The sequence below is a fragment of the Aeromonas bivalvium genome (assembly GCF_000819765.1).
Taxonomy (GTDB): domain Bacteria; phylum Pseudomonadota; class Gammaproteobacteria; order Enterobacterales; family Aeromonadaceae; genus Aeromonas; species Aeromonas bivalvium.
Window position 1 is genome coordinate 207,774 of record NZ_CDBT01000063.1, and the last position, 26,029, is coordinate 233,802.

A 26,029-nucleotide genomic window follows, 5' to 3' on the forward strand; every position below is an offset into this window, starting at 1 on the left:
CACTACAGGAGGCGCCGGGGGTTGCCCTGGCGATCTTCAGCAGGACTCGGCCATACCGGGATCCTTACTTAGGAATGAACAGCCATGCTGAAATTTTATCTTCTGCCTATGGTACTGCTGGGCGGTCTTGCCATCGCCGCCGATGAGAGCCTCGATGAGCCCCTGATGTTCATCAAGGGAGACATCACCAAGGCCCAGTTCATGGAGAGAGCCGAGCAGCGTTTCGCCCGGCAGGACAGCGACAAGGATGGCACCCTGTCGGTGGCCGAAAGAGAGGCCGCCATGGCCAGGATGCACGAGGCGATGCAGCAGTCAGGCAAGGCCATGCCGGGTCGAATGGCCAGCATGAAGCCGAAGCAAGATCTGACCAAGGCGCAGTTCATGGAACGCCATGAGACCCTCTTCACCCGTCTGGACAAGAATGGTGACGGCGTGATCGACGAGGCCGAGCGAGCCAGCGCCAGGGGGCGGCTCGGGCAGGGTGCCATGGCGCCCGCGCAATAGGAGGTAGCCAGCCTACAGATAAAAAAGAGCCCGGTAGCGATACCGGGCTCTTGGTTGTTTTGGCATGAAGTGCGGGGTTACCAGCGGGCCCACAGCAATCGCAGCTGCAAGCCCCAGCGACTGCTCCAGCCCGTGGTGCTGCTCACCACCTTGCCCTCCTTGATGATGAGGAAGCTGGGGGTGACGCTCACCTGCCAGCGGGCGGCGAGCGTCCCCTGCTCATCGTTGTGGGTGGGAAAGCTCAGCCCCTTCCTGGCCATGCCCTGCTGCAACCTGGCGTCGTCGCCGGAGCGCAGCGCCACCGTCAGCACGTTGCCACCGTCCTGCCAGATCTGCTCCACCGCCGGGGTGGTGAAGCGGCAGACGGCGCACCAGCTGGCCCAGTAATAGACCAGCAGCGGCCGCTCCCGGCTCATGGCCTGCAGGTCGGCCTGGGTGCCATCTTGCAGGGTCAGCACGGGCAGAGGGCTGCCCTCCGGCAGCGCCGGGCTGCGCCACAGATCCAGCACGGTCGAGATGATCAGGGCAAACAGCAGCAGCCAGAGCGCCTCCTTGCTCCAGCGGCGCCAGCGGGGTGCCTTTACAACTGCATCCTCAGACATGGTTTAGCTCCGCTTGGCCAGCTCGGCTTTCACCAGCTGCTCCAGCTCTTCATAGGGAATGGCGCCCGGCACCAGCTGGTTGCCGATCAGGGTCGCCGGTGTGCCCTGCACGCCCAGAAGGATACCGATGCGCAGTTTGTCTGGGCGCAGTTCCATCCATGGCCTCCTCATGCCCGCTTGGCCAGCTCGGCTTTCACCAGCTGTTCGAGCTGCTCATAGGGAATGGCGCCCGGCACCAGCTGGTTGCCGATAAGCGTCGCCGGTGTGCCCTGAACCCCCAGCAAGGTGCCGATACGCAGGCTATTGCGCAGCTCTTCGGTGGCCTTGTCTCCCGGTTTGAGCGCCACATTGCCGGTGGCGGCCAGCGCCTTGTTGATGTCCGCCTCGGTCAGCATGCCCTGCTTGCTCATCAGCTTGTCGTGCAGGGGGAGGAAGCGGGCCGGATCCTGCTGCCACAGGGTCAGGCTGTACTGGGCCGCCTTGGCGGAGGTCTGCCCCTTGAACGGCAACAGCTTGATCACCAGCCCCAGATCGTTCGGGTAGGCCTTGAGCAGCTTGGTGACCTGGGGATCGAACTGCTTGCAGTAGGGGCAGTTGTAATCGGTGAACAGCACCAGAGTCAGCTTGGGGTGCTTGGCCCCAAGGCGCGGGCTGGTGGCGCTATTGAACAGCACGTCTTTGTTGCCCTCGATGAAGTCGCCGAGCTGGGCCGCCTGATCCGCAGCGTTCTGTTTCTCCCAGGATTCGGCTGCTTCATCCAGGATCTTCGGATTCTGGACCAGGGTCTCGCGGATGAGCTCCTTGATGCGGGCCTCCTGCTCCGGGGTGAAGGGGGCGGCGTGCAGGGCCGGGGTCAACAGGGAGCCCAGCAGGGTCAGGGCGAGCAGGGTCGGTTTCATTTGGTTTCTCCTTGAGAGGGGGCAATACCGGCTTGCGCCAGGGTGGCAAGCAGGGTCGATCGGTCCAGCAGGGGGGAGAGGATCTCGCCATCCGTCAGGCCGGGCCCGTAGATCTGGTTGAAGGGAATGGCCACACTGCCGCGCTGGCGCAGGAAGCTGGCGATGCCGTCGGAGGGGCGGCTCCAGTCCCCGCGCAGGGCCACCACATCAGGGGCGCTCAGGGCCTGTTGCACGTCATCTCGCAGCAGTACGTTGAATTTGTTGGCCTTGCAGGTGATGCACCAGTCGGCGGTCACATCGACGAAGACCCGCTTGTTCTGGGCCAGTGCCAGTTCGATGGCCTGCTCCGAGAGCGGCTGCCAGTCGACCCTGTCCTGCTGGGGCTTGCCGTCCAGGGTGAAGGCGCCGCCGAGCAGCAGGGCTCCGCCCAGCAGGCAGCCCAGGGCCAGCCCCAGGGTCAGTGCGCGTATGCCGTGGCGCCAGACGACGGCCAGCAGCAGGGCCGTCAGCATCAGCGCCATCAGGATCAGCATCCAGAAGGGGCCGACGTGGTTGCCGAGCAGGCTGAGCAGCCAGAGGCTGGAGCCCAGCATCATCAGGCCGAGCAGGGTACGCAGGCGCCCCATCCAGCGGCCCGGCTTCGGCAGCAAGAGCGCGAGGCGTGGGACGGCGGCGATGAGCAGCCAGGGCAGGCTCATGCCCACACCGAGCGCAGTAAAGATGAGCCAGAGCTGGCCGAGCGGCGCCCCGAGGGCAAAGGCGACCGCAGTGCCGAGGAAGGGCGCCGAGCAGGGGGTGGCCAGCAGGGTGGCAAAGCAGCCCTGCAGGAAGTGACCCCCCAGCCCCTGGCCGCCGCTGGTGGCCAGGCGGGTATTGAGCTTGCTCGGCAGCCGCAGCTCGAACAGCCCCAGCAGGTTGGCGCAAAACAGCGCCGTCACCACCACCATGAAGCCGATAAACCAGACGCTCTGGAACTGTATGCCCCAGCCGACCGCTCCCTGAGTGGCGCGCAGCAGGGTGCTCATCAGTGCCAGCGCCCAGAAGGAGACCAGGATGCCGGCACTGGCCGCCAAAAATTGCAGGCGCACCGGGCGGCGCTCCCGGCTCTCGAGTTGCAGCACGGATCCCAGCTTGAGGGCCAGCACCGGCAGCACGCAGGGCATCAGATTGAGGATGAGCCCCCCCAGCAGCGCCACTCCCAGCAGCCAGAGCAGTGACTGGCCGCCGCTTGGCAGGGTCAGGGGCTCACCTATGCGGACCTCGCTCTGCCAGGCCTGCTCGCCGCTCGCCAGCACCAAGCCGAGCTGCTGGGTCCGGATATCGGGGGCATCCCCCTGCCAGCCATCGCTGACCGGGATGCGGGCGATCAGGGTGTTGCCCTGTACCTCCAGGCTGGGCTCGCCAAATTCGCCCCCCTCCAGCCGTTGGAGGAAGACCTGGGGATCCTGCCAGCCCTGGGGGTTGTCGGCGGTCAGTTGCAACTGGTTCTGCCGGTAGCCCGCCTCGAGGGTGACCGTGCCCGGCAGGGCCTGTGGCAGTGTGCTCATCGCCTTGGCATAGGCCAGGTCGAACCCTTCGGGGGCAGCGCCATCTTGCGCCAGGGTGAAGGGGTAGTCGGTCAGGATGCAGACGTTGCTGCAGGTCGAGAGGCGCAGGGTGCCCGTCAGTGCCTCGCCGCCGCTGCGGGTGAGGCTGATGGGCAGGCTGACGTCCCCCTGGTAGCCCTGGGTCGAGATGCCGCTGACGTCGAACCGCCTGGGCACTGGCCAGTGCCACTGCGTCGCTGGCTGGGGTGCATCCCAGAGGATCTCGGGGGCAATGCCCCCTTCCCCCGGGTTCTGCCAATAGGTTTTCCAGCCGGATTCGAGCTGCAGGCTGAGCAGCACCCGGGGGGCGGCGGGATCCCGGGTGTCGGCTTGCAGCCGCACCTTGGCGTGATCGTTCTGGGGGCTGGTGAGCCAGCCGGTGTCGCTGGCCAACCCAGAGGATTGCCACAGCAGGCCACCCAGCAACAGGGCGGTCTTGATGATGTTTGACATGTTGTCGTCTCTTGAAAATGAAAGTCAGGGTGGAGAAAACCGCCCCTGACTCATTCCCGCCAGACGCAGAGAGTGAGATGCAGTCGCCGTTCTGGGGGCGAGATGTTGATGGGGGGAGGGAGCGCGGGTGAGCGGCGCGACAAGGGCACCAGCAGGGCGATCACGAAGGCGATGGCGAAGAAGAGTTGTTCGGCGCAGAGCAGGCTGGCGGCGCTGAGCCACTTGCCGTTGAGCTGGCAACTGCTGGGCTGGGGCGTCGCGGTTTCCTCGTCGGCATCGACGCTGGACGAGGCGAGGGGCTGCATCTGGCAGCTCAGTGCCTGGTCGAGCTGTGCCAGCCTGGCCAGCGGCTGGGCCGCGCAGTTGAGCACCAGGATGCAGACCAGCAGCAGGAGTCTTGTCGCCACGCGTTGTCGCAAAATCATGCTCGTCCTACCCTGTTGAATGGGGCACATCCTATCGATCAACCCTGGTTTGGGCAAGTGAGCAGGAGTCGAGCGACCACATGGACCGGTTGGGGTGGTCGGTTCTGTCTGGCGAACGCTTGTTCGCTAAAAGGGGGATCAGTATACTGCGCCGAATCTTGCTTAGAGGTGTTCGATGCTTAAACTTGCCCGTATTCTGCTGCTTGGCCTGCTGCTCATCGTCTGGTTCGTGCTGGCCTTGCTGCTCTGTCTGGTGCGTCCACGTCATCCCAACAACGTCTATGTCTTCGCCCGCATGTACCATGCGGTCTGTCCCCTCATCGGGCTCAAGGTCCGGGTCACCATTGCGGACGAGGTCAAGTCGGTGGGGCCGGCCGTCTATGTCTGCAATCATCAGAGCAACTTCGATATCTTCACCGTGACCGGCGCCGTCATGCCCGGGGTGGTGGCGGTGGGCAAGAAGAGCCTGCTGTGGCTGCCCTTCTTCGGCCTCATCTTCTGGCTCTCCGGCAACGTGCTGATCGACAGATCCAACCGTTCCCGGGCCATCGGCACCATAGGCCAGGTGGTGAACCGTATCAAGGGGCGCGGCACCTCCATCTGGATGTTCCCGGAAGGAACCCGCTCCCAGGGGCGCGGCCTGCTGCCGTTCAAGGCCGGCGCCTTCCATACCGCCGTCCAGGCCGAGGTGCCCGTGGTGCCCATCGTCTGCTCCAGCTACTTCGGTCAGGTGGACCTGAACCGCTGGGACAACGGCGAGGTGCTGCTGGAGATGCTGCCCCCCCTGTGCAGCAAGGAGCATGGCGCTGCCGGCATTCGCGAGCTCTCCGACACCTGTCGTGAGAAGATGGCAGCCAAGCTGGCGGAGCTGGATGGCAAGCTGGGCCATCGCCCGGCCGCCTGAGGCTGAGCCCAACTGAATGGAGGGAGCCGCTGGCTCCCTTTTTTATTGGTAAAAATCACCACATCATTGGCAATTCTCACCAACTCATGGCCTTGAGATGGCAATGCCGAGTCTCCATCTATCTGTAAAACAACAATAAATTATCTTGGCACGGCTCTTGTAATGCCATGGGAAGAGAGTGACATCCCATCAACAAGGAGCCAGACCATGAGCGTATTCAGCCGCCTGACCGACGTGATCAATGCCAACCTGCACAGCCTGCTCGACAAGAGCGAGGAGCCGGAGAAGATGCTGCGCCTGATGATCGAGGAGATGGAGCAGGTGCAGGTCGATATGCGAACCCAGGCCGCCCGCCTCATCGCCGAGCAGAAACAGCTGGAGCGCCATCAGCAGGCGCTGCGCCACCAGATCCGGGAGTGGTCGGCCAAGGCCGAGCTCGCCATCGGGAAGGGACGTGAGGATCTGGCCCGCGCCGCCCTTGGCGAGAAGCTGGCCGAGGGCAAGCGGCTCGCGCAGCTCGAACAGGATCAGGCGCGCCTGGCCGAGGTGCTGGCCCAGCTCACCGCCGACAGCGAGCGGCTGGCGACCAAGCTGACCGAGGCCCGCGAGAAGCAGAAGCTGCTGGCCCTGCGCGAGCAGACCGCCCACAGCCGGATCCGGGCCCGCGCCCAGCTGGACAATCGTCGCATGCACGAGCTGATGGCCCGCTTCGACGGTGTGCAGGGGCGGGTGGATCAGCTGGAAGCCCAGCTGGAGGCGGCTACCTTCGGTCAGAATCCGTCCCTGGAGGCCCAGTTCCGCGAGCTGGAACTCAATGACGAGATAGAGCGCGAGCTGGCCCGCCTGAAAGGCCAGAAGGCGGAGGCATAACCATGAGCCCCTGGCCCAAAGATCTGGCCCATCGCAAGCTGGCCGGAGTCTGCGCCGGTATTGCCAGGGGGCTTGGCGTCTCCCGGGTGACGGTGCGGGTCGTGGCGCTGGTAGTCCTGATCCTGATGCCCCCCTTCGCCCTGGTCGCCTATCTGCTGGCGGTGATGCTGATGCCGCCACGCCACCAGCTCAAGCGCTGGCTGGATTGAGCGGCTCCCGGCGAGCCCGGCAGCAGAGGCGCCATCTTGTGGGCAGGGGCCATGGCCCTTGCCCTAGTCCGGTTGACCCGGCTACCCAGAAGCAGCCCGGCTGCGAGGAGTGACTATGTTGGAATGCTTGGTCTTGCTGGCCGTGCTGATCGTGATGGCCATGGCCGGGTTCACCGTGCTGGCCATGGTGGTGGTGAGCGGGGTCTTCATGCTGTTTGGCGCCCTGGCGGGCATGATAGGGCTGGTGTTCAAGCTGGCCCCCTGGCTTGTCCTGGGCCTGGTCATCTACTGGCTGCTGGGCAACCGGCGCCGCAGTCAGGGCTATCGCTGAGTCGACATCCTTCTCCTGGGGTGACACCTGTCCTGCCTTGGCCACCGCCCGGATCCACATCATGGCGGTGGCCTTTCTGTTGATGATCCGGCTCCCTGGGTGAGCAGCCACTGCTGGCTGAGGGCTTGCCAGCGTTCGGGTTGCCGGATCAGGGCCTCCTTGCTGGCCTTGCTCTGCCGCTTGAGGCGGTACTCCAGGCGCAGGGCCGCGCCATGCTCACCGACCGCTTGCCACCAGGCCAGGGCGAGGGGCCCCTTGCCACGCAGGGCTCGGGCCCCTCGACCGCTCTGGTGCTGACCGAGTCGGCGCTCGGGGTCAGTGCTGATGCCGGTGTAGAGGCTGCCGCTCCCGGTGCGCACCATGTAGATGAACCAGGGGCCGCCGGCGGCCTGCGGCGCATCGGGCGGGGTGTGACTCATTGTGGCTCCCGTGCAAGTGCCCCGGCGGGGCTGTGAAGGCCATTATCTATCTTGTGGCGCCTCGGGCAAGGGGGCAGCCTCAGGGGGGAAGGCCTTGCCCTGGCGCAGCCTGTGCAAGGGCAGCAGGCTCACCAGCAGGCCGGCCCAGACGAAGGCGAAGCCCACGGATTTCACCGGATCCGGCGATTCGCCAAACCAGAAGAGGGCGAGCAGGAAGGCGAGGCTCGGCTCTATGTATTGCAACAGGCCGACCGTGCTCATCCTGGTTCTGAGCATGCCGTAGCAGAACAGGCCCACCGGCAGCAGGGTGGCGGGGGCGCTGCCCATCAGCAGCAGGCGATCGGCCCAGTCCCCAGCCAGGAAGGTGCTGCTCCCCTGCCAGCCGAGCCAGCCTATCACGAGCAGGGCCAGGGGCAGCTGCACCAGGGACTCCAGGTAGAGACTGGTGCTCGGCCCGTAATGCACCTTCTTCTTGAGCAGGCCATAGAGGGCGAAGTTGGCCCCCATGATCAGGGAAAACCAGGGCAGCTCGCCGTAGGAGAACAGCATGTAGGCCAGCCCCGACAGGGCCAGGGCGACCGCCAGATGTTTCTGTACCGTGAGCCGCTCTTTCAGGAAGATCACCGCAAAGGCGATGTTGAACAGGGGCGTCATGAAGAAGGCAAGGCTGGTGGCCAGCACCTGGCCCGTGGTCAGGCACCAGGTGAACATGCACCAGCTGATGGACATGACGGGGCCCGCCAGCAGGATGAGACCAAGCTGGCGGGGCTCGCTGCGCAGACGTGGCCAGGGGATCCGCACCCCGAGCAGCAGGAAGAGGGCGCCCAGCAGGACAACAGACCAGAGCACCCGGTGGGAGAGCAGTTCCCACATGTTGACCTCGGGCATGAACTGGTAATAGAGGGGCAGCAGGCCCCACAGCACGAATGAGAGGGCCGCGCTGCCCGTCCCCAAGCCGTTTTTCATCGTCGTTCGTTTATTAAATTAAACAAATTGGGGCGCATCATAGGCAGCCGGTACGACTTGCACAAGCGGATGCGGGGGAAAACTCTGTTACTATCGGCGCCATGAACCGACTCGATATCCTGTTTGAACAGATCCGGGCCTGCCGGTTGTGCGAGGCCCACCTGCCGCTCGGGCCCAGGCCGGTGATCCGCGGCAGCGAGCATGCTCGTCTGCTCATCATCGGTCAGGCCCCCGGTACCCGGGTACACGCCAGCGGCATCCCCTGGGACGACCCTTCCGGCGATCGCCTGCGCCACTGGCTCGGGGTGGACAAGGCTACCTTTTACGACGAGTCCTGCATCGCCATCATGCCCATGGGGCTCTGTTACCCGGGCCGCGGCCAGTCGGGGGATCTGCCGCCGCGCCCGGAATGTGCCCCCACCTGGCACGACAAGGTATTGATGTTGCTGCCCCGTATCGAGCTGACCCTGCTCATCGGCCAGTACGCCCAGCGCTACTACCTGCGGGAGGCGGCCAGAGGGAGCCTCACCGAGACGGTGCAATACTGGCGCGATTACGGCCCCGGCTGGCTGCCGCTGCCCCATCCTTCCCCGCGCAACACCCTCTGGCTCAAGAAGAATCCCTGGTTCGAGCAGGAGGTGGTCCCCCATCTGCGTCAGCGGGTTGCCCCGCTGCTTGACCCGGCTGGCTAGAGCGCTGGTTCTGCCTGGGGTTTTGACTTGCCGCGCGCCATGGCAACCAGCGGAATGATGATGCACAGGCAGCCCAGCAGCAGCGGCAGACCGGGTTGCTCGTCAAACAGCCAGGCACCGATGGCGACCGCCGCCAGCAGACCCGTGTATTCCGCCGAGGCGATCTTGCTCGCCTCCGCCTTGCGATAGGCCAGCACGCACAAGCCCGCATAGACCATGATCAGCGCCGAGGAGCCGAAGGCGGGCCACCACATCTGCCATTGCCAGTCGCCCCCTTCCCACCAGGCCAACGCCAGGATCAAGGGCATGCTCAGCACATTGGTGAAGAACAGGGTCTGGGCGATGGGTTGCTTGAGGGGGATCCGCTTGATCAGCAGGTTGTTGAGGGCCAGGGAGAGCGCCACCCCGAGCGCCGCCAGGGCGGCCCAGTTCACCTCGGTCGGCCGCAGCACGATGAGCACGCCGACGAAGCCGATGAGGGCCGTCGCCACCTTCTGGCGTGACAACGCTTCTCCCGCCAGCCAGACCGCCAGCGGCACCATCAGCAGCGGCGCCGCATAGAAGAGGGCGTTGGCGGTGGCCAGCGGCAGCTGGGTCAGGGCCACCACCATGAGGCAGACGCCGACCGCCCAGATATGGGCCCGCAGCAGATGCCACTTGAGTGCCACCGGCGGGTTGCGCCGCCAGGACCAGAGCAGCCAGGGCGCCAGCAGCAAGGCCGCCGAGAGCTGGCGAAAGAAGACGAACTGGAAGATGGGCTGATCTGGCTCCAGCACCTTGACCAGGGCGTCGGAGAAGACGGCAACCAGGTTGCCGAGTACCAGATAGACCATGCCTGCCGCCACTGAATTCATACAGTCTCCTCACTTGATGGACTCAGGGTAGCGGGACGCTGACTATTGGGTAAAATGATAAAAAAACACCATCCATGAGATTTATAGATAATGAAGCTGCCGCCCCTGCGCGCCGTGCAATATTTCGAAGTGGTCGCCCGCCTGCTGAGCTTTTCCCGTGCGGCCCTGGAACTGAACGTCAGCCAGAGCGCGGTCAGCCACCAGATCCGCCTGCTTGAGGACTTTCTGGGGGAGCGACTGCTGCTGCGCCAGGGACGCTTGCTCTCCCTCACCCCCCAGGGAGAGCTCTACTTCGAGGGGATCGCCGCCGGGCTCGGCCAGATAGCCCAGAGCAGCGAACAGTTGCGGGGCGGGGCCCAGATGCAGTTGCGACTCGCCGTCTACAGCTCCTTCGCGGTCAAGTGGCTGATCCCGCGCCTGGCCGGGCTGCGCCAGCAGTGTCCCGAGCTGGATCTGAGCCTGGAGATGGTGGCCGAAGATCCCGTGCTCTCGGATCGGATCGCGGACTGCTTCATCACTGTGTGTCCCAACGCGCGAGGCTACAGCCACACCCTCATCTATCAGGAGCGGCTCTTCCCCGTCTGCAGTCGCAAGCTGCTGGCCCAGGCGAGCGGCGACTGGCCGGATGCCATCTGGCAGTTGCCGCTGCTCTCGGTGCAATCCATCTACAAGTCCCGGGGGGAGGATTGGCAGCGCTGGGCCGAGGCGGGCGCCATGGGGGTGCCGGAGACGGTGCGCATGCACCACTTCAGCCACATGCTGATGGCGGTGGAGGCGGCGGCCTGGGGTCAGGGGGTGACCTTTGTGAACGACTACATGGTGCCCCCGGACGATCCCCAGCTGGTGCGCCTGCCGGTGCATCAGCTGGAGACGGGGGATGCCTTCTACTTCACCTGCAAGCGGGGGCGAGCCCATGAGGCGGCCATCAGCCGGTTGCGCCAGTGGTTGCTGCTGGAGACGCGCCAGAGCCTGCCTCTCCCCTGAACGGGAAAGGCTCAGGCCTTCTTGAACTGGCTCAGGATAAAGAGGCTGGTGGCGCAGACCACGATCGAGGGGACTGGATCTGGGGTGGCCTGACAATGAGGTTCAGGCCATCCCAGGCTCAGGCTTTCTTGAACTGGCTCAGGATAAAGAGGCTGGTGGCGCAGACCACGACAGACGGACCCGCAGGGGTATCCTGGAACCAGGAGAGGGTCAGGCCCCCCAGCACGGCCAGACAGCCGATCAGGGCCGCGAAGCCGGCCATCTGCTCCGGGGTCTGGCTGAAGCGGCGGGCGGTGGCGGCGGGAATGATCAGCAAGGAGGTAATGATCAGCGCCCCGACAAACTTCATGGCCACGGCGATCACCAGGCCTATCAGCAGCATCAGCACGCAGCGCAGTACATCCACCCGCACCCCTTCCACCCTGGCCAGCTCTTCCGAGATGGTCATGGAGAGCAGGGGATCCCAGAGCCGCCACAGGGTGAGCAGCACCAGGGCGCCGCCGCCGTAGATCCAGAGCAAGTCCATGGGCTGCACCGAGAGCAGGTCGCCGAACAGGTAGGCCATCAGATCCACCCGTACATTGTCCATGAAGCTCAGGGTGACCAGGCCAAGGGAGAGGGCGCTGTGGGCCAGGATGCCGAGCAGGGTGTCGGTCGCTACCTGCTGGTTGCGGCTCATGATCACCAGCAGCATGGCCATGGCGAGGCAGCAGACCACCACCGCCAGGGTGAGATCCACCTGCAGCAGTATGCCGAGCGCGATGCCGAACAGGCAGGCATGGGAGAGGGTGTCGCCAAAATAGGCCATCTTGCGCCACACCACGAAGCTGCCCAGCGGCCCGGCCAGCAGGGCGATGCCGAGGCCGGCCGCGAGGGCATATAACAGAAAGCTGTCCACTTGAATGTCCTTAGCTGTGCTTATTGCTTGCGAGCGGGCAGGCGGATGACGGGGGCCTGCGGCTCATGATGATGGTGTTCGCCGTCGCAGTGGTGATGGTGGGTGTAGACCGCCAGCACCTCCCGCTCCGGTCGGCCGAACAGGCGGGCAAATTCGGGATGACGGGCCACGCTCTCGGGCTCGCCGTGGCAGCAGACGTGGCCGTTCAGGCAGATCACCTCGTGGGTGCTGGCCATCACCAGGTGCAGGTCGTGGGAGACCATCAGCACGGCACAGTCAAACTCGGCGGCCAGCTGGCTGATGAGGGCGTAGAGCTCTATCTGGCCCGTGATATCCACCCCCTGCACCGGTTCGTCCAGCACCAGCAGCTCGGGCTTGACCAGCAGGGCGCGGGCCAGCAGCACCCGCTGCATCTCGCCGCCGGAGAGTTTCTGCATCCGGTTGTCCAGCAGATCCTGGGCGCCGACCCGGCTCAGGGCCTCTTCGATGGAGAGGCGACCATTCTTGCCAAGCTGGAGGAAGCGGCGCACCGTCAGCGGCAGGGTGGGGTCCAGATAGAGTCGCTGGGGCACATAGCCTATCCGCAGGCCGCCACGGCGCACTATGTGCCCCGAGTCCGGCTTGAGCAGGCCAAGCACCAGCTTGCTCAGGGTGCTCTTGCCGGCGCCGTTGGGGCCGACCAGGGTGGTGATTTTGCCTTTGTTGAGGGTAAAGGAGACCTTGTCGAGCACGAGTCGCCCGTCGAAAGAGAGACAGATCTCCTTCAGCTCCACCAGTTGGGTCATGACAGCTCCGGGGTTTACAGGCAATGAGAGTTATAATATAACAGTCCGGTTTTCTGTTATATTATCACATTCATCTGTCCTGACGAGATCCCTATGCGAATTCTTGCCCTGCTCACCGCCTTGTTCGTGGTCAGCCTGCCGGTGCGCGCCACCACTGTACTGACGACCATCAAACCCCTGGGCTTCATCGCCGCCGCCATCACGGATGGGGTGAGTGAACCCCAGGTATTGTTGCCCACCGGCGCCTCTCCCCATGATTTTTCCCTGCGCCCATCGGATGTTCGCACCATCAACAAGGCCGATCTGGTGGTCTGGGTCGGCCCCGAACTGGAAGGCTTCATGGCCAAGCCGCTGGCCAGTCATCCCCATGTGGTGACCCTGACCCAGGTGCCCGGGATGCCGCTGTTCAACTACGCGACCCAGGGCGCCCATCATGATGGCGAGCATGAGCATGAGCATGAGCATGAGCATGCCGCCCATGAGCACGGTGGCCATGATGAAGGCCATGAGGGGCATCACCACGAGGGAGTGGATCCCCATCTCTGGCTGGGGCCGACCCAGGCCAAGGTGATTGCCAAGGCGATCGCAACCGAGCTTGGCAAGCTGGACCCGGCCAATCAGGCCCGCTACACCGCCAACCTGGCCACGTTCGATGCCAAGGTGGATGCCAAGGACAAGGTGATCGCCCAGCAGATGAAGGCGGTCAACCAGAAGGGTTATTTCGTGTTCCATGAGGCCTATGGTTACTGGGAGCGTCACTACGGCATGAGTTCCAAGGGCCATTTCACCGTGAGCCCGGAGCGTCGCCCCGGCGCCAGGACCCTGGTGGAGATCCGCAAGGCGCTGGAAGAGAAACAGGCGAGCTGCATCTATGCCGAACCGCAATTCTCGCCGGCGGTGATCGAGTCGGTGGCCCGCAATACCGGCGCCAAGGTGCTGCTGCTCGATGAGGTGGGTGAAACGGTCGCCCTGGGGCCGGATGCCTATCCCAGTTTCATGCAGCAATTGGCCGATGCCTTCGGCCAGTGCCGATAGACCCAGGGGTCTATACTGACCTCCAGCCCTATTGCGGAGAGTCGTGCATGAACCGGATTGCTCTGATGTTATGGGGGGTTGCGCTGGCCAGTGCGCCGCTGCACGCCTCCCAGTTATCCACTTACCTGGCGGATCCCCAGTTGCAGGCGAAGCTGGCGGATGTGTATGGTCAGGGAGCCGTGAAGCGGGCGCAGGCCTATGCCCGCCTGTTGAGCCCTCGGGCCGGCACCACGGATCAACAGAAAATTACCTTGGTAAACAATTACTTCAATAACCTTACCTATAGCGTGGATCCCAGGCTGTGGGGCATGGATGATTATTGGGCCAACCCGATCGAGTTCATCGGTGCCAGGGGAGGGGATTGCGAGGATTACAGCATCGCCAAGTATTACACCCTGATGGAGCTGGGGGTGGAGGAGAAGAAACTGAGGCTGGCCTATGTCAAGGCGGTGAAGTTCAACCAGTTTCACATGGTGACGCTTTACTTCCCGACGCCCAAGTCAGACCCTCTGGTGCTGGACAACATCAATGGCCGTATCCTCCCCGGCAGTCAGCGCACCGACCTGATCCCTGTCTACAGCTTCGATGCCAAGAGCATCTGGGTCATGAAGTCACGTCGGGAAGGCACCCTGGCGGGCAGCGCCGACAGATTGGCACAATGGACTTCCATGAAGAGCCGCTTCTCCAGCGAGCACCTGCGATCCCCCCGTCGCCAGCTATAGTTTTCCCGCCGCCTTGAGCTCGGCGAAGTAGCGAGCCGCCCCGGCATGCTGGGGCGCCATCAGCACGGCGCCCGTCTTGTTGCGCGCCCGGTGAAACAGGTTGGCGTAACCATAGGTCTGTTCGTTGAACTGGATCTGCTGGCCCAGCATGGCCTTGGTGAGTCGGTAAACGTCCGCTTCCGATACATCTTCCCGGCTAACCAGAGTCGCTGCGATGGCGAAGGTGGGGACGGGCTTGGTATTGCCCGGATAGATCCGCGCCGGGATCCGGCTGGGTTGATAATAGGGGCGGCCCTTGATGAGTTGGTCACGCACAGCCCCTTCGATCGCCATGAAGGTGATGGGGCAGCGTTTGGCCGCATCGAGCACCATGCGGTTGGGATGGCCGATGACGAGGGCGACGGCATCTATCCGCTTGTCACACAGGGCTTCGGCCACGTTGCCCACGCTCTTGAGATCGAGATCCTGCTCCCGTGATCCCACTACGGCCATCAGGGCCAGAGCCGTCTTGCGCGTGCCCGATCCCTTGAGACCCAGATCGATAGGAGCCGTCTTGAGCTGCTCCAGGCGGGTGATATCGCCATCGGCGCGTATCATCAGGGTGAAGGGTTCGGCGTGGGTGGCAAACAGGCTCTTCAGCCCGGGTTGGGGGGCCCCCGCAAATGCCCCTTCTCCCTTGCTGGCTTGGTACAGCCAGTCCGACTGGACGATGGCGTAATCACTCTTCTTTCTTGCCAGTCGGTCCAGATTCTCCAGCGAGCCGGATGTCGCATTGGGCTGGCAGCGCATGTCCTCATCCTGTTCATGGGCCAGTCGGCAAAACTCCTTGGCCATCTGATAGTAAATGCCTTGCTCCGAGCCCGTGTCTATCTTGAGCGGGGAGGCGGCCTGAAGGGAGGGGGCCAGTATCAGGGGCAGCAGAGACCAGATCTTCATGATGATGCTCCCGCGGCATAGCCATCGATACCCCAGGCTCTCAGTATGTCGCTGTCAGTGATGGAGCTGGCCTCGGCCAGCACCGTATAGCCTGAGCCATGCAGGTTCTGGCTGACCAGGTTCCAGTAGAGGGGGGCGTTGGTGACGGCCAGACTGATGAAGGTGGGTTTGACGGGATCGAGCAGGGTCAGCACCTCGTTGTTGAGGGGAATGGCACTGAAGGCCTGCGCCACCCCGGCACGCTCCAGCGCCATGAAGGCGATGACCCCATTGGCCGGCAGGGTGGCCAGATCCCAGCGCCAGTCGATGACCCGTCCCTTGGGCACCCCGGCCAGGGTTGTCGCCAGCAGATCCCACTCTTCATGAGCGAGCAGGCTCAGGGGCAGGGATAGTCCATCATGGCCACGGTCGAGCCAGTCAGTCACGGCCTGTTGCAGTGCCGTGATGGAGGTCTCGCACGAGAATGGCTTAAGGGGCAGCAGGCGGCGATACAACAAGATGTCGCCCTGGGTGGAATAGAAATGCTGCTGCTGCCACCCCTCATCGAGGGGGCGCAGGTTGAGCAGCGGCAGATGGCTGCTCGCTTCCTGCTGTTTGCCGAGCTGGGCGATCTTGAGCCTCTGTTGCAGCATGTCCCGTTTGCGCTCCGAGACCAGCTGGTTGACCGAACCCGCCACCGCCTTGAGCTCCTTGAGCCAGGGAGTGGGCAGCTCAGAACCGTAGTGGTGTTTACGCACCAGATCGAGCTGTTGATTGATCTCGACCAGGGGACGCAACAGGCGATGGCAGATCCAGGGGATGAGCAGGCTGAACACCAGGAGGCCGGCAAGCAGGGCGAGGCCGGTGCGGCTGATGGCGCCCCACAGATGCTGGTAGGCATAACCGCTGTGCCCTTCCAGGGTCAGGCTGCCCAGTATGCGCCAACCATCGGTCAGCTCCTGCTCGACCTTGACCGGGGGCATGGCGATGAGGTGGGGCAACCAGGCGGGGACGTTCTGCTGGGTGCTGGCAAAGACCTTGTGAAACAACATCTGGCCATCCGGATCTATCAGGGTGATGGCGCTGACGAAGCCGCCGTCGAACATGGCGTTGACTATGGTCTCCGCCAGCACCTTGTCCTCGTTGAGCAGGGTACCTTGAAGCACCAGACCGAGGGCGGTAATGGCGGTCTCAAGATTGGCCGACATCTGGTCGAGGATAGATTGTCGCACCGTGGTGATTTCCAGCATGAACAAGAGTACGGCGCCAATCAGGAACAAGATGATGATGATCCCGTTTAACAATTTTGCTAACGACATAGCCACTCCCTGGACAAGGTTAAGCAACATGGGCGGGTCAGAGGCGATCAGGATCTGATCTGGTTCTTAAAAGTAGGAAAAAATGGCAGAAAGAGGGTGATCTTTTCTGCCAAAGCGTGCCTGTTATGAATAAAATGTGATTCTGGTGCGAATTGCAGTGAACTTTTCAGGTTATGCAGGGTCAAATGTGCAGCTTTATGCAAATTAATAACAACGAATTGACCCGATAACACTCTCAGAACTAATGACAGGAAAGCGGATGAAACGTCTTCGTCCCTTGGTGGCGAGTGCTGCCAACTGGGAACCCCCGGTTCCCCGCAAACATTTCTATGCCATGTTGTTGCTGACGGGGCTGACCCTGTCTGCGGTGGCCATATTGCCTGCGCCTGGCGATATTCTGGAGCGCCCCTTGCGTCTCGAGTTGCCGATCTCGACCAGCGGCACCGCCACCAATGAAGACAACACGGAATTCAACGCCATCCCGGACCATGAATTGATGGATCCGGCGCTGCCCGATGATGACATCCCCGCCGATACCGGTCCCGAGTGGCAGGACTACCGGGTGCGCAACGGGGAAAACCTCACCACCATCTTCAACACCCTGGGTCTGTCGACGACCACCCTCTACAAGGTGCTCGATGCCGATGGCAAGAACAACCTGGCCCGGCTCAAGCCGGGGCAGAACATAGAGCTTCTCATCGATCAGGACAACATCCTGCAAGAGATGAAGATCCGCCTCAATATCAAGCAATCCCTCGAGTTCAAGCGTGTCGACGACAACTACAGCGTCAACATGATCACCGAGGCGGTGGAGTGGCAGAAGCGAGGCTTCGATGGTGTCATCAATGGCAGCTTCTATGTCAGTGCGCGCAACGCCGGGGTGCCGGCCAGCCACATCAAGAAGATTGCAAACCTGTTCCAGTGGCGCCTCAATTTTGCCAGCGATCTGAAGAAGGGTGACAAGTTCAAGGTCCTGATGCAGCAGGAAACCGTCCAGGGCAAGAATACCGGCAACAGCCAGCTGCTGGGGGTCGAGGTGCTGAGCAAGGGCAAGCGTTTCTCCGCCTGGCTGGCGGAAGATGGCAATTATTACGATGCCGAGGGCCAGAGCCTGGAGCGCGGTTTCCGTCGCTATCCGACCCATAGCCGCTATCGCATCAGCTCCACCTTCAACCCGGCGCGTCGCCATCCCATCACGGGCCTGGTGCGCCCCCACGAAGGGACCGACTTCGCCATGCCCATCGGCAGCCCTGTGCTGGCGACGGGGGACGGTGTCGTCCTCAAGGCGACCCGTCACCCCCTGGCGGGGACCTATGTGGTCATCAAGCACGGCCGCACCCTGACGACCCGCTACCTGCACCTGAGCAAGCTGCTGGTGAAACCGGGGCAGAAGGTGAAGATGGGGGACAAGATAGCCCTCTCTGGCAACACGGGCCGCTCCACCGGTGCCCACCTGCACTACGAGGTGCGGATCAACAATCGCCCGGTCAATCCGATGACGGTCAAACTGCCGATGGCCGAGCCCCTCAGCGGCAAGGCCAAGCGCCAGTTCCTCGCCAAGGTACAAGGCTATCGAAAAGAGCTGGCGGCGAGCTGATCCCCGCCGGTATGGCCATCACGAAAAAGAGCCCGTCCGGGCTCTTTTTTGCTTTATGGGGAAGAGTTAGCCCAGGCTTGGCAGGGCCTTAGTAACCCTTGTCAAAATCGATGCGGCCATCGAGCGGCTGACCATCGAGGAAGCGAATGTAGTTGCGCACGAAGATCTGGGCCACGTCCTCGGGGAAGCTGTAGGCACTGTTGTGCGGGGTCAGGATGAGGTTGGGGGTCGACCAGAGCGGGTTGTCATCGGGCAGGGGTTCCTGTTCGAAGACGTCCAGTACGGCGTGGGCCAGCTTGCCGGCCGCCAGGGCGTCGAGCAGATCCTGGGTGTGGACGGCGCTGCCCCGGCCGACGTTGAACAGTATGCTCTGGGGCTTGCAGTGCGCGAAGCGTTCCCGGGTGAAGAGGTGATGAGTCTCGCGGGTGGCGGGCAGCACGCTCACGACCACGTCGCTCTGTCCCAGCAGGCGGTTCAGGGCCGCCAGTTGATAGACCTCGTCGAACCCGGCCCGCTCGTGGCCGCTGCGGCTCACCCCCAGTACCCGCATGCCGAAATGGCGGCCGGTCTGGGCGATATGCTGGCCTATGCTGCCGGTACCGAGGATCAGCAGCGTCTTGCCCTTCAGGCCCTGATAGGGATGGCTCTGCCAGATCCGCTGCGTCTGCTGCTCGCGATAGCGCGGCAGCTGGCGCGTCAGGCTGAGCAGCTGGCCGAACACATATTCGCTCATCAGCGGGCCGAAGATGCCTCGCACATTGGTGAGCTGATAGTCACGGCGGCAGCGGCTGTCGAGCAGCACATCGACCCCGGCATAGCTGGATTGCAGCCAGCTGAGCTTGTTCGCCTTGGCCAGCAGGGGTTTGGCGCGAGCGGGCTCGGCCAGCAGTATGTGCGCCTCGCCGATGAGCGACTCGGCCTCGGCTGGGGTGTCGGCGCGCAGAATGCGAAGATGGGGCAGGCGGGCAGCCTGGAGCAGGCGCTGATAGTGGGCATTGTCCTGACTGAGCAGCAGCAGGGTACGTTGGCTCATTGGCGAATTCCTCATAAGGCATGCGGCGGGGACAGGAGCCGCTGCCTTCATCTTACGCGACTTGCCAGGGCAACAAAGTCGACCAGCTCGCTTTTTCGTTTTCGCCGCGCCCCCCGTGGGCTACAATCTGCCCCACATTTTGTAAAGGATCCCCCGCCGTGTTTGGTGACAAGTTTTATAAGCGACTGGCCGAGCTGCAGCCTTGGCAGCAAACCGTCTATACCCTGGCCCTGGCCGAGCGTATGTATCCGAACTATGCCCTGTTTGCCCAGGCCTCTGGCTTCGGTGATGCCAAGGCCTATCGCCATGCCCTGGATCAGATGTGGAACTACCTCACGGTCAAGGGCTCCCGGGTCAATCTGGGGGCCATTCTGGAGGCGTTCGAGGTCTATATTCCCGAGCCCAGCAAGTTCGAGTCCTACGGCGCCTACCCGGCGCTGGATGCGTGCGTGGCGCTGGGCTGCGCCTACAACTCGGTTATCTGCCGGGTGGGGGAAGAGGCCACGGATGCCAGCCACGCCTCGGTGGGCACGGTGGCGGGTTTCATCGAGCTGCTGGCAGAGCGGGAGCTGACGGAAGAAGAGCTCTACGAGCACGAATACATGGAGGCGGAGCTGGAGTTTCAGGTCGAGCTGCTCAAGCGGGTCGCCCATGAGCGTGACAGCGACCGCATCCTGGCCATCAAGGGCTTCGCAGCCCAGGACGGTGTCTCCAATATCGGCATCTCGCTGGACGACTAGATCCGCGCGACGTTCAGATGAAAAAAAGCTCCCCTCGGGGAGCTTTTTCGTTGATGGGATTCAATCCGTGAGGGGGTTGACGCTGAGCACGGGGGCGGCATCTATGTCGCTGGCGTTCATCATGTGGGAGATGCGCTGCAGGGAAGAGAGCAGCAGCGTCTGCTCCCACCCTTCCAGTGCCTGGAAGCGCTGGATGAAATGATCCTGCAGCGGTGTCGGCGCATTGCTGAGCAGTTGCCTGCCTTGTTCCGTCAAGGTGGCGTGGACCTTGCGCTTGTCGGTCTGGCTGCGCACGCGCTCCACCAGCTGACGACTCTCCAGCCGATCCATGATGGTGGTGGCGGTGGCCTGACTCATGTTGGTGTGGTTGGCCAGCTGGCGCATGGAGATCTGCCCCAACTCATTTATTCCTTTGAGCAGCAATAGTTGTGGTGCTGTCAGGCCCGCTTCTTTGATCAGGCGCTTCGAATGCATATCGATGGCGCGGATGATTTGGCGCAGCGCGATCAACACTTCATCATGTTTTTCCATGGGTTCAGACCAGTAAAGGGGCGTTGTGGGAGCGGATTCTCGGACTTATCAGTATTCCGGTCAATAGGCTCAGCATGGCAATTAGTTTCAGGTCGAAGCATTTTTATGTTATTTTGTGTGCCCTTTGCCAAATTTAAACCTGATATTTGAGGAACGCTATGATGATAAACGATCTGGATATCAAGTCTCTGGTTTCCGAGTTAACCGTGGTGCGCGTGCGCTATGAGCTGCCTGACACCTCAGCCTTTATCCGTTATCAACCCCGTTATGATGAGGATCCCAACACCCTCAAGGTGCATCATTACGACGGCGAGATCCCGCTCTCTTGCACCAACACCGGGGAGTTCACCCTCAAGGCCCTGGTCAACGAGCTGCGTTATGCCTATGTGCTGGTCCATCTGTTCCCCGATGAGAGCGCCATGAACTTCTATCTCTCCGGCCTGGACAATGGTCTGGCCCAGCTGGAATTCATCGGCGGCAGCTACGACTTCAATCGCCTCTGGATCAGCAGCGGCATCTCCAACTGCGGCATTCCCATGGCCATCTTCCTCGGCAAGCGCCACGCGGTGAATGGCCAGCCCTCCGTCAGCCTGGTCGACCACAGGGAAGAGAGTGCCGGCAAGCTGGTCTACCGCGCCATCGGCGGCGCCGGTGACCATGTCGGCGAAGACTTTTACAACCAGGACTAAGGAGGGTCAATGCGAGCGACCAAAGGCATATTCAAAGGGCTCAACCCCACCATGGCGACCACGGCACTGACCGTGATCACCCTGTTCCTGCTGTTCGGGGTATTTGATCCCGACACGGCGGCGTCCTGGTTCAGCGGGGCGAAGGACACCATCATTGCAAGTTTCAAATGGTACTACATCCTGGTGGTTGCCCTCTTCCTGTTCTTCGCCATCTATCTGATGTTCAGCCGCTTTGGCAGCATCCGGCTGGGGGATGACGATCAGGAGCCGGAATTTGGCTACTTCGCCTGGTTCTCCATGCTGTTCAGCGCCGGCATGGGCATTGGACTGGTGTTCTGGAGCATCGCCGAACCCATGTATCACCTGCAGGCGAACCCTTTCATCGAGCAGGGCATGACGTCGGAGGCGGCCCAGGTCGCCATGCGACTCACCTTCTACCACTGGGGTCTGCACCCCTGGGCCATCTATGTGATCGTCGGCCTGTCCCTGGCTTTCTTCAGCTATCGGCGCAAGTTGCCCCTGGCCATTCGCTCCGTGCTCTATCCCATACTGGGCGACAAGATCTATGGTGGCTGGGGCCATGCCGCCGATGTGCTGGCGGTGTTCGGTACCGTGTTCGGGGTGGCGACCTCCCTCGGTCTGGGTGTGGCCCAGATGAATACAGGTCTCAATCAGCTGATGGGGATGGAGGTCTCTCAGGCCAACCAGCTCTGGCTCATCGCCGGCATCAGCCTGATTGCGACCCTGTCCGCGGTCTCCGGTGTGGGACGAGGAGTCAAGATCCTCTCCGAGCTGAACATCTGGCTCAGTGCCTTGATCCTGCTGGTGTTCGTGGTGATGGGACCGACGACCTACATCCTCAACTCTTATGTGCAGAACATAGGGGATTACCTGCAAAACCTGGTCAAGCTGAGCTTCTGGACCAACACGGAAGCGAACGGCACCTCGGCATGGCAATCCTCCTGGACTGCCTTCTACTGGGGCTGGTGGATAGCCTGGGCACCCTTCGTCGGCATGTTCATCGCCCGCATCTCCAAGGGGCGGACCATACGTGAGTTCGTCATGGGGGTGCTGCTGGTGCCGTCCCTGCTTGGCATGTTCTGGCTGACCGTGTTCGGCGGCAGCGCCATCCACCTCGAGCTGTTTGGCGCCGGTGGCGTCACCGAGGCGGTGAACCAGGATGTGACCCAGGCGCTCTACAAGACGGTGGATATGCTCGATTGGGGCAGCATTGGTCTGATCGCCAAGGGGGTGCTGACCCTGCTGATCTGCACCTACTTCATCACCTCCTGTGACTCGGGCACGCTCGTGATCACGACGCTGCTCTCCATCGGCGAGAGCGAACCGCCGGTGCGCCACCGTGCCATCTGGGGTCTGGGTCAGGGGCTGGTCGCCGCCATCCTGCTGATATCGGGGGGCCTGGCCGCCCTGCAGGCCGCCAGCATCATAGCGGCGCTGCCCTTCTCGGTGATCATGCTGGCCATGTGCTACTCGCTGATCCTCGGCCTCAAGCAGGAGAGCCAGCGTCAGATGGTATATCGCCAGAACCTCAAGCGGCACGATGGCTCGGTTCACATCAGCCTCAAGGATCGCATCGGTCCGGGCACCTGATGGGCGTCTTGCCGGGCACGTCGCAATGAAAGAGGGGAACCCCAGGGTTCCCCTCTCTTTTTGCCCTGACATTGACGTCGACGTGCCCCGGCGCAGATCGTCGGCAACAAGAAGGGAGCCAATGGCTCCCTTTTTTTCCTTGCGGACCCTTTGCCGGCAGCGTCAGAGCAACTGCTTGAGGCGATAGAGCAGATCCAGCGCCTGGCGGGGGGTGAGCTCGTCCGGTCGCAGCGCCTCCAGCTCCTCCACCACGGGGTGGGGCTGGGGGGCCGGCGCGGGCTGCGCCTGGCGCTCGTCGCCGCTGGGGGCGGGGACGGCGCGCTCCAGCTCCGCCAGCTTGTGGCGTGCCTGATGGATCACCGACTTTGGCACTCCCGCCAGGGCGGCCACCTGCAGGCCGTAGGAGCGGCTGGCCGCCCCCTCCTGCACCGCGTGCATGAAGGCGATGGTGTCGCCGTGCTCCACCGCATCCAGATGGACGTTGGCGAGATTGGGCAGCAGCTCGGGCAGGCGGGTCAGCTCGAAGTAGTGGGTGGCAAACAGGGTGTAGGCGCCAATCTTGCTTGCCAGCTGTTCGGCGCAGGCCCAGGCCAGGGAGAGGCCGTCGTAGGTGCTGGTGCCGCGTCCTATCTCGTCCATCAGCACCAGGCTCTGGGCGGTGGCGTTGTTGAGGATGTTGGCGGTCTCCGTCATCTCCACCATGAAGGTGGATCTTCCCGAGGCCAGATCGTCCGATGCCCCGATCCGGGTGAAGATGCGATCGATGGGGCCGATGCGGGCGCTGTCGGCGGGCACATAGGCACCGATATGGGCCAGCAGCACGATGAGTGCCGTCTGGCGCATGTAGGTGGACTTACCCCCCATGTTGGGGCCCGTGATGATCAGCATCTGCCGCCCCTGCTTCAGGCTGACCGGGTTGGCGATGAAGGGATCCTTCATCACCTGCTCCACCACGGGGTGGCGCCCCCCTTCTATCAGGATCTGATCCTCGTCGGTCAGGGTGGGGCACTGGTAGTTGAGGGTCTCTGCCCGCTCCGCCAGGTTGGCCAGCACGTCCAGCTCCGCCAGGGCGGCAGCCGACTCCTGCAGCTCGGCCAGCTGGGGCAGCAGGGCATCGAGCAGCTCCTCGTACAAGCGCTTCTCCAGCGCCAGGGCCCGGCTCTGGGCGGTCAGTATCTTGTCTTCGTACTGCTTGAGCTCATCTATGATGTAGCGCTCGTTGTTCTTGAGGGTCTGACGGCGGATATAGTGGCTCGGCACCAGATGGCTGTTGGCCCGGCTCACCTCGATGAAGAAGCCATGGACCTTGTTGTAGCCCACCTTGAGGGTGTTGATGCCGGTCTCCTGCTTCTCCCGCTCCTCGATGCGGGCCAGTACGGCGGTAGCGCCGTCCGCCAGATCCCGTATCTCGTCGAGCTCGGCATTGAAACCGGCGCGGATGACGCCGCCATCGCGGATCAGCACCGGAGGCGTCTCCATGATGGCGCGCTCCAGCAGATCCTGCAGCTCGGGGAAGGTGGCGGCCCGCTCCCTCAGCCGTTGCACCGCCTCATGCTCACTGCCCGCCAGCAGGGTCTGCAGGTGGGGCAGCTGGGCGAAGGCCTGGCGCAGCCGGGTCAGGTCACGGGGGCGGGCGGAGCGCAGGGCGAGGCGGGCTAGCACCCGCTCCATGTCGCCCACCTGGCGCAGCAGAGCCCCCAGCTCGTCATAGAGGTTCTGTTCGATCAGTTCGGATATGGTGCTCTGGCGGCCGCGCAGCAACACCCGATCGCGAATGGGCTGGTGCAACCAGCGTTTGAGCAATCGACTGCCCATGGGGGTCTGGGTGCGATCCAGCACCTCGGCCAGGGTATTCTCATAGCCACCGGCCAGGTTCTGGGTCAGCTCCAGGTTGCGGCGGGTGGCGGCATCCATGATGATGGCGTGGTCCGGTTGATCCAGTCGCACCGCACGAATGTGGGGCAGGGCGGTGCGCTGGGTGTCCTTGACGTACTGCATCAGGCAGCCGGCGGCGCACAGGGCTGTCTCGCTGCGCTCCACCCCGAAGCCCACCAGATCCTGAGTACCGAACTGCTGACAGAGCAGCTTGCGGGCCGTGCCCAGTTCAAACTCCCACTCGGGGCGGCGACGCAGGCCGCGGCGACCCGCGATATGGGTCATGAACTCGAAGGATTCCGGATAGAGCAGCTCGGCCGGGTTGGTGCGCTGCAACTCGGCGAGCAGGGTCTCTTCCTTCTCGAACTGGTTGATGAAGAAGCGGCCGGAGCCTATGTCCAGGGTGCCGTAGCCGAACTGGCGGCCGTCGTGATAGACGGCGGCGATCAGGTTGTCCTGACGCTCGCTGAGCAGGGCCTCGTCGGAGACGGTCCCCGGCGTGACGATGCGGATCACCTTGCGCTCCACCGGCCCCTTGCTGGTGGCCGGATCTCCCACCTGTTCGCAGATGGCGGCGGACTCCCCGAGCTGCACCAGCTTGGCGAGATAGCCCTCGATGGCATGATAGGGCACCCCCGCCATGGGGATGGGGGTACCGGCGGACTGACCGCGCTTGGTCAATGAGATGTCGAGCAGCTGTGCCGCCCGGCGGGCGTCGTCATAGAACAGCTCATAAAAGTCCCCCATCCGATAGAACAGCAGTATCTCCGGGTTCTCGGCCTTGAGGGTGAGGTACTGCTGCATCATGGGCGTATGCTGGCTGAGGGCGGCGCTGGGCGCCCCTGTGTGGGCGGATAATGCGTTCATGTTCGATCCCGGATGGTGGCCGAGTGGCCGGTGCGATGAGTCGTTTTGGCTGGCATTTTACACGGAACGGGGCAGGGGGGGGAACCTGTTGGCCATGACCCTGGCGGTTGCGATGGCCCCGAGGGGAATAGCATAATGGCCATTCGACCACGGGAGGTGCCATGACCCTTGATAGAGAGATAGCCAGCCTCGCCCTAGAGCTGGGCCAGGCCCTCACCGCCAGGGGCGGGCTGGCGACCACGGCGGAATCCTGCACCGGTGGCGGCGTCGCCTACGCCATCACTGAGGTGGCGGGCAGTTCGGTCTGGTTTGACCGCAGCTTCGTGACCTACAGCAACGAAGCCAAGCAGCAGATGCTGGGGGTGAGCGTCGACAGCCTGCTGCGCCACGGCGCCGTCAGCGAGACTGTGGTGCTGGAGATGGCGAGGGGAGCGCTGGCTCGCTCCGATGCCAGCATCAGCGTTGCCATCAGTGGCGTCGCCGGGCCGGGCGGGGGCAGCGATGACAAGCCGGTCGGCACCGTCTGGTTCGCCTGGGCCGAGCAGGGGGGGCGACAACGCTCGCTGCTCGCCCGTTTCGATGGGGATCGCCACCAGGTGCGACAACTGGCCATCAGACAGGCTTTGTCCGGTCTCCTCGCCTTGCTCAAGTAAAAGGGCTTGATACTGTATGAATAGACAGTATACTTGACCCAACTTCACCTTATCACGATTT

At 63.1% G+C, this 26,029-nt stretch carries 29 protein-coding genes; 14 read left to right on the plus strand and 15 right to left on the minus strand.

All coding sequences use genetic code 11. The features are described 5' to 3' along the window. The first annotated feature begins 84 nt into the window (after positions 1-84). Positions 85-504 carry an EF-hand domain-containing protein gene (locus BN1119_RS19015; RefSeq protein ID WP_042001951.1) on the plus strand — a complete coding sequence of 140 codons (420 nt, stop codon included), beginning with the start codon at positions 85-87 and terminating at the stop codon, positions 502-504. A 77-nt stretch (positions 505-581) separates the two neighbouring features. Here the strand turns inward: BN1119_RS19015 and BN1119_RS19020 are convergent, their stop codons facing one another. The 5 genes from BN1119_RS19020 to BN1119_RS19040 are packed head-to-tail and all read right to left on the minus strand — an operon-like array spanning position 582 to position 4,469. After that, entirely contained in the window at positions 582-1,106 is a 525-nt protein-coding gene (locus tag BN1119_RS19020) for a protein disulfide oxidoreductase (protein WP_042001954.1), read from the minus strand. 3 nt (positions 1,107-1,109) lie between these two features. Beyond that, positions 1,110-1,262, minus strand: coding sequence for a DsbA family protein (locus BN1119_RS19025; protein ID WP_042001956.1), 153 nt, complete (start codon positions 1,260-1,262; stop codon positions 1,110-1,112). An 11-nt stretch (positions 1,263-1,273) separates the two neighbouring features. Further along, positions 1,274-2,005, minus strand: a complete 732-nt coding sequence (locus tag BN1119_RS19030) for a DsbA family protein (RefSeq protein ID WP_042001958.1) — start codon at positions 2,003-2,005, stop codon at positions 1,274-1,276. Further along, positions 2,002-4,044 carry a protein-disulfide reductase DsbD family protein gene (locus BN1119_RS19035; protein WP_042001962.1) on the minus strand — a complete coding sequence of 681 codons (2,043 nt, stop codon included), beginning with the start codon at positions 4,042-4,044 and terminating at the stop codon, positions 2,002-2,004. Before BN1119_RS19035 ends, BN1119_RS19030 begins: the two co-directional genes overlap by 4 nt. Positions 4,045-4,094: 50 nt before the next feature. After that, the gene (locus BN1119_RS19040; protein ID WP_042001965.1) at positions 4,095-4,469 is read right to left on the minus strand and encodes a hypothetical protein; all 375 of its coding nucleotides are present in this window, start codon (positions 4,467-4,469) and stop codon (positions 4,095-4,097) included. Between the two features lie 175 nt (positions 4,470-4,644). Here BN1119_RS19040 and BN1119_RS19045 point away from each other — a divergent pair, with 175 nt between their 5' ends. The 4 genes from BN1119_RS19045 to pspG all read left to right on the plus strand — a co-directional run bounded on the left by BN1119_RS19045 (position 4,645) and on the right by pspG (position 6,783). Then, on the plus strand, positions 4,645-5,373 hold the full coding sequence (locus tag BN1119_RS19045; protein WP_042001968.1) for a 1-acylglycerol-3-phosphate O-acyltransferase: 729 nt from the start codon (positions 4,645-4,647) through the stop codon (positions 5,371-5,373). A 207-nt stretch (positions 5,374-5,580) separates the two neighbouring features. Then, positions 5,581-6,243, plus strand: a complete 663-nt coding sequence (gene pspA, locus BN1119_RS19050) for a phage shock protein PspA (RefSeq protein ID WP_042001971.1) — start codon at positions 5,581-5,583, stop codon at positions 6,241-6,243. Positions 6,244-6,245: 2 nt separating this feature from the next. Then, entirely contained in the window at positions 6,246-6,452 is a 207-nt protein-coding gene (locus BN1119_RS19055) for a PspC domain-containing protein (protein ID WP_042001973.1), read from the plus strand. 115 nt (positions 6,453-6,567) lie between these two features. Further along, positions 6,568-6,783 carry an envelope stress response protein PspG gene (gene pspG, locus BN1119_RS19060; RefSeq protein WP_042001975.1) on the plus strand — a complete coding sequence of 72 codons (216 nt, stop codon included), beginning with the start codon at positions 6,568-6,570 and terminating at the stop codon, positions 6,781-6,783. Positions 6,784-6,842: 59 nt separating this feature from the next. Here pspG and BN1119_RS19065 read toward each other — a convergent pair whose 3' ends face one another. Both BN1119_RS19065 and rarD read right to left on the minus strand, forming a co-directional pair. Next, positions 6,843-7,202, minus strand: a complete 360-nt coding sequence (locus BN1119_RS19065) for a GIY-YIG nuclease family protein (RefSeq protein ID WP_042001978.1) — start codon at positions 7,200-7,202, stop codon at positions 6,843-6,845. 42 nt (positions 7,203-7,244) lie between these two features. Then, complete coding sequence (gene rarD, locus BN1119_RS19070; protein ID WP_042001980.1) at positions 7,245-8,168, minus strand: EamA family transporter RarD; 924 nt, start codon at positions 8,166-8,168, stop codon at positions 7,245-7,247. Positions 8,169-8,269: 101 nt separating this feature from the next. Here rarD and BN1119_RS19075 point away from each other — a divergent pair, with 101 nt between their 5' ends. Then, a complete protein-coding gene (locus tag BN1119_RS19075; RefSeq protein WP_042001983.1) occupies positions 8,270-8,860 on the plus strand; it encodes a uracil-DNA glycosylase family protein in 591 nt (196 codons plus the stop codon). On the opposite strand, the gene BN1119_RS19080 is transcribed toward BN1119_RS19075, so the two are convergent. Next, on the minus strand, positions 8,857-9,714 hold the full coding sequence (locus tag BN1119_RS19080) for a DMT family transporter (protein WP_042001986.1): 858 nt from the start codon (positions 9,712-9,714) through the stop codon (positions 8,857-8,859). The two genes, BN1119_RS19075 and BN1119_RS19080, sit on opposite strands and share 4 nt — an antisense overlap. Positions 9,715-9,804: 90 nt before the next feature. On the opposite strand from BN1119_RS19080, the gene BN1119_RS19085 reads away from it, so the two are divergent. Continuing rightward, positions 9,805-10,698 (plus strand): LysR substrate-binding domain-containing protein, encoded by an 894-nt coding sequence (locus BN1119_RS19085; protein ID WP_042001988.1) that lies wholly within the window; start codon positions 9,805-9,807, stop codon positions 10,696-10,698. A 118-nt stretch (positions 10,699-10,816) separates the two neighbouring features. On the opposite strand, the gene znuB is transcribed toward BN1119_RS19085, so the two are convergent. Both znuB and znuC read right to left on the minus strand, forming a co-directional pair. After that, positions 10,817-11,596, minus strand: coding sequence for a zinc ABC transporter permease subunit ZnuB (gene znuB / locus BN1119_RS19090; protein ID WP_042001991.1), 780 nt, complete (start codon positions 11,594-11,596; stop codon positions 10,817-10,819). Between the two features lie 20 nt (positions 11,597-11,616). Next, a complete protein-coding gene (gene znuC, locus BN1119_RS19095) occupies positions 11,617-12,381 on the minus strand; it encodes a zinc ABC transporter ATP-binding protein ZnuC (RefSeq protein WP_042001994.1) in 765 nt (254 codons plus the stop codon). A 93-nt stretch (positions 12,382-12,474) separates the two neighbouring features. Between znuC and znuA the strand changes: the two genes are divergently transcribed. Together znuA and BN1119_RS19105 are read left to right on the plus strand one after the other, a co-directional pair. Next, positions 12,475-13,416, plus strand: a complete 942-nt coding sequence (gene znuA, locus BN1119_RS19100) for a zinc ABC transporter substrate-binding protein ZnuA (protein WP_042001998.1) — start codon at positions 12,475-12,477, stop codon at positions 13,414-13,416. Positions 13,417-13,463: 47 nt separating this feature from the next. Beyond that, positions 13,464-14,138, plus strand: a complete 675-nt coding sequence (locus BN1119_RS19105; RefSeq protein WP_042002000.1) for a transglutaminase-like cysteine peptidase — start codon at positions 13,464-13,466, stop codon at positions 14,136-14,138. On the opposite strand, the gene BN1119_RS19110 is transcribed toward BN1119_RS19105, so the two are convergent. Together BN1119_RS19110 and BN1119_RS19115 are read right to left on the minus strand one after the other, a co-directional pair. Continuing rightward, the gene (locus BN1119_RS19110; protein ID WP_042002003.1) at positions 14,133-15,074 is read right to left on the minus strand and encodes a TAXI family TRAP transporter solute-binding subunit; all 942 of its coding nucleotides are present in this window, start codon (positions 15,072-15,074) and stop codon (positions 14,133-14,135) included. The two genes, BN1119_RS19105 and BN1119_RS19110, sit on opposite strands and share 6 nt — an antisense overlap. Continuing rightward, a complete protein-coding gene (locus BN1119_RS19115; RefSeq protein WP_042002006.1) occupies positions 15,071-16,372 on the minus strand; it encodes a LapD/MoxY N-terminal periplasmic domain-containing protein in 1,302 nt (433 codons plus the stop codon). Before BN1119_RS19115 ends, BN1119_RS19110 begins: the two co-directional genes overlap by 4 nt. A gap of 259 nt (positions 16,373-16,631) precedes the next feature. On the opposite strand from BN1119_RS19115, the gene mepM reads away from it, so the two are divergent. After that, positions 16,632-17,969, plus strand: coding sequence for a murein DD-endopeptidase MepM (gene mepM, locus BN1119_RS19120; protein ID WP_042002008.1), 1,338 nt, complete (start codon positions 16,632-16,634; stop codon positions 17,967-17,969). 88 nt (positions 17,970-18,057) lie between these two features. Here mepM and BN1119_RS19125 read toward each other — a convergent pair whose 3' ends face one another. Continuing rightward, positions 18,058-19,002: a D-2-hydroxyacid dehydrogenase gene (locus BN1119_RS19125; RefSeq protein WP_042002010.1), complete on the minus strand. Its 945-nt coding sequence runs from the start codon at positions 19,000-19,002 to the stop codon at positions 18,058-18,060. Between the two features lie 158 nt (positions 19,003-19,160). On the opposite strand from BN1119_RS19125, the gene BN1119_RS19130 reads away from it, so the two are divergent. Further along, complete coding sequence (locus BN1119_RS19130) at positions 19,161-19,742, plus strand: YjaG family protein (RefSeq protein ID WP_042002012.1); 582 nt, start codon at positions 19,161-19,163, stop codon at positions 19,740-19,742. A gap of 60 nt (positions 19,743-19,802) precedes the next feature. Here BN1119_RS19130 and BN1119_RS19135 read toward each other — a convergent pair whose 3' ends face one another. Beyond that, the gene (locus tag BN1119_RS19135; RefSeq protein ID WP_042002016.1) at positions 19,803-20,273 is read right to left on the minus strand and encodes a MarR family winged helix-turn-helix transcriptional regulator; all 471 of its coding nucleotides are present in this window, start codon (positions 20,271-20,273) and stop codon (positions 19,803-19,805) included. 161 nt (positions 20,274-20,434) lie between these two features. Between BN1119_RS19135 and BN1119_RS19140 the strand changes: the two genes are divergently transcribed. After that, on the plus strand, positions 20,435-20,962 hold the full coding sequence (locus tag BN1119_RS19140; RefSeq protein WP_042002298.1) for a hypothetical protein: 528 nt from the start codon (positions 20,435-20,437) through the stop codon (positions 20,960-20,962). A gap of 9 nt (positions 20,963-20,971) precedes the next feature. Beyond that, the gene (locus tag BN1119_RS19145; RefSeq protein ID WP_042002019.1) at positions 20,972-22,573 is read left to right on the plus strand and encodes a BCCT family transporter; all 1,602 of its coding nucleotides are present in this window, start codon (positions 20,972-20,974) and stop codon (positions 22,571-22,573) included. A gap of 162 nt (positions 22,574-22,735) precedes the next feature. Here the strand turns inward: BN1119_RS19145 and mutS are convergent, their stop codons facing one another. Then, entirely contained in the window at positions 22,736-25,315 is a 2,580-nt protein-coding gene (gene mutS / locus BN1119_RS19150; RefSeq protein WP_042002022.1) for a DNA mismatch repair protein MutS, read from the minus strand. Positions 25,316-25,476: 161 nt separating this feature from the next. Here mutS and BN1119_RS19155 point away from each other — a divergent pair, with 161 nt between their 5' ends. After that, a complete protein-coding gene (locus tag BN1119_RS19155) occupies positions 25,477-25,968 on the plus strand; it encodes a CinA family protein (protein WP_042002025.1) in 492 nt (163 codons plus the stop codon). Positions 25,969-26,029: the final 61 nt, after the last annotated feature.